Genomic DNA, 5,382 nt, shown 5'->3' with positions numbered 1-5,382 from the left:
CGCAGGCGAAGGCGGCGGTAGTGAAGTCGGTGGCGGCGTCGGCCCCGACCTGGCGGCGGAGTTGCCGGGCGACGGCCGCGATGACGGCGTACGCGTTGCCGTCGGTCCCGGCGAGCTGAACGCGGACCTGCGGATAGGTCGGCTCGTCGGGGCCGGCGGATCCGCTGTGGTCAGACCGGTGAGGCATCGAGTCCCTCGTTTGGCATGGGCATGGGCGGTGGCAGTGGTGGTGGTGGTGTGCGCGACCCAAGGCTGGGTGTGATCAGCGGCGCGACCAGGTCCTCGGCGGTAACGGCTGGTTCGTAGTCCGGGATGAGGTCGCAGGCGGTGCCTGCGACCGGCCGGGATGTGGCGCGGGCAGGGTCGGCGGGAGCGCGGCGATGTGGGGCTAGAGGCGGGCTAGAGGGTGATCGCGAGCAGTCGCTGGGCCGGGTCGACGGTGTCGAGGTGCCGGCCGGCCAGCTCGAGGTAGGTCACCCGGTGGGCGAGAGCGTCGCTGGCCGGGGCGAGTTCGTGGCCGTCGGCGATGAGCAGCGCATCGGCGCACACCGCGGTGGCGGCGGTGTAGTGCTGGTAGGCCACCGGTCCGGCCTGGAACATCTCGACCTCGCCGGTCGGCAGGTGGGTGGCGCCGTAACCGGCCGCGTTGTGCAGCCGCATCGCGTTGACGCGTGGCTGGTTGACGAAGTCCGCCTCGGCCCGGGCGAGCGGGTATTTGACGGGGTCGGTCAGGTGCCGGGTCTGGAACACGTGCCAGGCGTGGGCGGGACGGGTCCCGTGCACGACCTGCTGCCACACCTGGTGGCGGATGCCCGCCCCGAGGCCGGCGGCATGGCGCATGCCGGTCAGGTCGAGCAGTTTCACCGGTCCGCCGGCGCACGCGGCGGGGCGGCCCTTGCGCAGGTCGATCAGGTGGCTGCGTTGCCACAGCCACATGTCGGGCTTGGCCCAGAACCTCGGGTGCAGGGTTCCGGTCACGCCGAAGTGCCGGTCGAGCGCGGCGGTGGTCAGTGCCTGCGCGGGAAGCCCGCCGGGCAGGCAGATGACCATGGCGGCGACCGTCGCCGCAGGGGCTATCTCTGCAGGAACGGCGGTGGCGTCGGCCGTGGCGGCGGGAGCTGCTGTGCGAACTGGGGCGGTGCGGGCTTGCGTCGTGCGGGCCTGGGTCGTGCGGGCCTGGGTCGTGCGGGCCTGGGTCGTGCGGGCAGGGACGGTAGGGACGCGCCGGGCGAAGCGGGTCAGCGGCGTCACCGGGTCGGGCGAAGTCATGGTGTGGGTTCTCCTTGGGGTGGGCGCGTGTGGGCGCGCGGAAGTGACCGGCCCACCGGGTGCATGGGTCGGGTCACGAGATGACGGGGATGGTGAAGCGGTGTTGCCGTGGCGCATTGGTGCCGGTGCAGCGGTGGTGCTGGTGGTTCGGTGCGACCTCGGGTCGTCGCTCGGTGCGGGTGCCGACCGGCTGGAGGGCGGGTGGGCGTTGCGTACCGGGTGGTTGCGGCGATGGGTTCCCGTTGGTGGGACCGGACCAGGTGGAGCGATAAATGAAGTGGGTGTTGCCAGGGACGGTAGCGGCCGGGTCTGTCAGTCCCGCCGCCCGTGAGGTTCGTCAGATGTGCCGGTGAGCTGCACTGTCAGCCCTTGCCGCGGGTGGTGTCAGACAGCGTGAGCTCATGTCAGACGACGCAGATCGCGGCGATGCGCTGGTGCTCGCTCATCGTGGACGGCCGTCGGTTCATGGGCCGGTGGTTACGGCGGGTCGGCGTCGGTGAAGCGGTAGGGGTTGGTGGCGGGGTTGTCCGGTCCGTGGTCGCTGGGCAGCTCGTGCAGCCGACGCCGCGTACCCGGGTGGGTGGTGAGGGTCCAGGCGGGACCGGCGGGGTGGTCGCCGTGGACGCCGGTGGCGACCGGCATGGCGGTCGGCACCCCGGCCAGGAGGTCGAGCAGGTGTTGTTCGCGGCGGCGGCTGGGGACGCGTAGCAGGACCGGGTAGCGAGGGCCGTAGCCGGCGAGGTGCTCGTAGCGGCGTAGCTTGCGCAGCACGGTGGCGAGGGGTTCGGTGCCGTTGTCGTGCTCGAGGAAGAACCCGACCTGCCGGCCGGGCGTGGCCCAGACGCCGTGGCCGTCGGGCTGGATCCCGGCGCGGGCGAATACCGCTGTCGCGTGTTGCTCGGACCACCACCGGGCCAGGCCGGTGGTGGTGTCGGTGCGGGCGTGAGCGAGCAGGTCGATGAACAGCTGGTTGGTGCCGAGTAGGTGGGTGAGCCGGCGGCTGCCGATGATCCGTTCGGTGCGGTCGATGCTGGTCCGCGGTTCGCGGGCGTCGGCCCGGTTGGGGTCGTTGAACTGTGTCGGGTACACCACGGCGCCGAGCGGGCCGAGGGTGTACAGGTACTGCCGGTTGCCGGTGGTGGTGTCGGCGAACCGGCTGACCGCCTCCAGCTGGTGCAGGACGGCCAGTCGTAGCCGGGCCGTGCGCGGCGACGGGAACAGCGCGGCGGTGATCTGAGCGGCGGAGAGCACGTAGTGCTCGGCGAGCCAGCTCAGCAGGCGGTGGTCGCGAACGGTGAGACGGCGCAGCCGGTCGAGCCGGGCCAGCCGGGACGGTGGTCGCGGGGGCCGGTGAGGGCCGGAGGGTGTGGTCGGCACGGTGGACGCTCCATGCGGAAGAGAGGGTTCCTCCCGAAGGGGAGGGTGTCTGAGATCGGCGCAGCGGCTTCCACCGCCGGTCACCACCCTTGTGCAGGCACAACCGCCCGGGCAGCCCGGATGAACCGGGGCTGCCGGGTGCGCGGTGGTGAAGGGCTGGTGAAGACCCACCGGAAGGGCTGACGGAGGACCTTCGACGATGCGCCGACCGGGGTCTGTTGATCTCTGTCAGTGGCAGGTGAACCGGCAGGGGAGGCTCAGGTTCGGGTTCCGTTGCTGCCGCGGGCCCGCCGCTTGTCGCCGGGAGGTGTGGAGAACCGGTCGACGAGGTCGTCGATGGCGCTGGTGTCCTGCGCGGGCACGTTCGCGGCGGCGGCCTGCCGGATCAGGGCCGCTGCCCCGACTATCGGTTGGGATGGCCGGGTTTTCAGGGTGAAGGCGGGGGTTTGCCGGCCGTCGACGATCAGCCGAGTGGCGGCGGTGTAGGCGTCCAGGTGGGTCAGGTCGTGCTCGTCGAGTTCCGGCAGGGTGTGCCGGGCCAGGACCCGGGCGTCTTCGGGGGCGACGGTGAAGTACAGCTTGTTGCGGGCGTTCGCGGACGCGGCGGCGAGCAGGTCTCTGGGGAATTGGGCGAGGTCCTGGTGGGCCAGCACCATGGACAGGCGGTATTTGCGGGCTTCGGCGAGCATGCTGTCGAGGCTGGTGGCCAGGGTGAGGAAGTTCTGGCACTCGTCGATGATCAGCGTGGCGTCGCGGCGCTGGTCCGCCGGAATCGTGGCGCGGGCGGTGGCGGCTTGCCACACCTGCGCCAAAACGAGCGATCCGAGCAGTTTGCTGGTGTCCTCGCCGAGTTGCCCTTTCGGGATGCGGACGAGCAGCGCCCCGCCGTCGAGGATCTCGCCGATGTCGAAGCTGGACTTGGGGTAGCGCATGGTCCGTTTGACGAAGTCGCGGAGCAGGAACGCCCGGAGCCGGGCGAGGACGGGACCGATGACCTGGGCCCGCAGGCCGGGGGTGAGTTCGTCGTACCACTGCCAGAACCCGGACAGCCCGGCCGGGTCGTCAAGGCCGACCGTCATCGCGGAGCGGAACTGCGCCGAGTTCAGCAGGGGCGGGATGTGTTGCAGGGTGACGTTGGCGTGCCGCAGCAGGGTGAGGCAGGCGACGCGCATGACGTCGTCCATCCGGGGCCCCCATGCTTTGGCGAAGATGTTGGAGAAGATCGACACGAGGTTGTCGACGACCAGGTCCGGGTCGTCACCGGACAGCGGGTTGAGGGTGGGCGGGTTGGGCTGGTCGGGGTCGAACAGCACCACCCGGCCGGCGGCGGAGGCGGGGAGCCGGTCGAGGATGTCGAGGACCAGATCACCGTGCGGGTCGATCACGACGGTGCCGCGGCCGGCGGTGATGTCGTCGACCGCCAGATTGGCCAGCAGGGTCGTCTTGCCGGAGCCGGTCGACCCGACCGCATGCAGGTGGTAGCGGGCGTCGGCCACGGGCAGGGCGACGGCGTGGCCGCCGACCTCGGCGTCGCCGAGCACCTTCGCCGTGCGGCCACCGGCCGGTACCGCCGCCGGCGCCGGCATCGGCTTCGCCCGGGCCCGATCCAAACCGGGAACGGCCAAGTCGCGGGGGAGAGCGGCCAGAGCGGCGAGTTCCGGGGTGGAGACGACGAATCCGGCGCCGAGCCGCCGGGCGGCCAGCACGGCCACCGGCGCGCGCAGCCGTGCCCGGTGGCCGAGCCGGTTGCGGGCGGCGTAGACGGCGAACGATGAGGCAATCGCGTCCGCCACCGCGCGCAGCCGCGGACGCGGGTCGCTACCCGCACGCCGGCTGTCCTTGGCGACCCCGTACCGGATGCCGATCGTCCACAACAGATGGGTGGTCTTGTCGAGGATCACCCGTACGTCGCGCTCGACACCCGGATCCCTGCGGCCCGCACCCGGCGGCGGGCCCGGCCGGCGCGTGGGGTTCCCTGTCTGGAAGGCCTCGAGGATCCATCGCAGCGGCGCGGCCGGGTCGATTGCCGGCACTGCGGTCTTGCCGTCACGCAGGCGTCCAGCGGCGCGGCGCGCTCGTCCGGCGCGGCGGGGGCTCGCCGGGCGGGCCAGGATCTGCACGCAGGTGTGCTCGCCGGGTCGAAGCTGCGATCCGGCCGACATGAGTGCCCGGAGCGGGTCGTTGTCGTGGCCGGTTTCGAAGGGCAGCCATTCGGCGGCGGTGGGCAGCAGATGCCCGCCGACCGCCGTCGTGCCGGCCGGGATCGGCGCCGGTGCGGGGTCGTCGACGGTGCAGGCGGCGCCGGGCCAGGCGGCGCGGACAGCGGCCTCCACCGCACCACGGGCGACGGTGCCGGGCACCCAGATCGAGATCAGCAGGCGCCGACCGGTCCAGGTGTATTGCCAGACCACGTGCGGGCTGCCGTAGAGCAGCCGCCGCCGGCGCGACGGGGTGAGGGTGCCGTGCAGGATCGCCCACAACGCCGCCGCGCTGTGCGGGTCGACCTCCGGCGGCGGTGCGATCGTGACCAGGCGGGCGGCAGCAGCGTGGCGGCGCTGCCGCCACCCGCCGACCACGTTACGGACAGCCACATACACGACCACCAGTACGGCGGCGGCGACGGCGAGCAGCCACGGCCGGCCGATCACCCAGACCGCGGCGTCCAGCATCCATCCAGCCGGGCCGGTAGGCGGGGCAAACAGATCGGCGCCCGGCCCGGAAGGGTCGGGCGCCGGT

At 72.3% G+C, this 5,382-nt stretch carries 4 protein-coding genes; all 4 read right to left on the bottom strand.

The genetic code is table 11. The features are described from left to right. A partial coding sequence (locus AB0M20_RS25585) for a hypothetical protein (RefSeq protein WP_364302279.1) occupies positions 1–187 on the bottom strand: 187 nt, incomplete at its 3' end. A gap of 212 nt (positions 188–399) precedes the next feature. Continuing rightward, on the bottom strand, positions 400–1,269 hold the full coding sequence (locus AB0M20_RS25580; RefSeq protein WP_364302277.1) for a hypothetical protein: 870 nt from the start codon (positions 1,267–1,269) through the stop codon (positions 400–402). 477 nt (positions 1,270–1,746) lie between these two features. Next, the gene (locus AB0M20_RS25575; RefSeq protein ID WP_364302281.1) at positions 1,747–2,595 is read right to left on the bottom strand and encodes a replication-relaxation family protein; all 849 of its coding nucleotides are present in this window, start codon (positions 2,593–2,595) and stop codon (positions 1,747–1,749) included. 308 nt (positions 2,596–2,903) lie between these two features. Beyond that, a partial coding sequence (locus tag AB0M20_RS25570) for a type VI secretion protein (protein ID WP_364302275.1) occupies positions 2,904–5,382 on the bottom strand: 2,479 nt, incomplete at its 5' end.

The sequence above is a fragment of the Actinoplanes sp. NPDC051633 genome, from assembly GCF_040681735.1.
Classification (GTDB): domain Bacteria; phylum Actinomycetota; class Actinomycetes; order Mycobacteriales; family Micromonosporaceae; genus Actinoplanes.
Note: the sequence above shows the minus strand (reverse complement) of the source record. Positions and strands in the feature narration are given on the sequence as shown.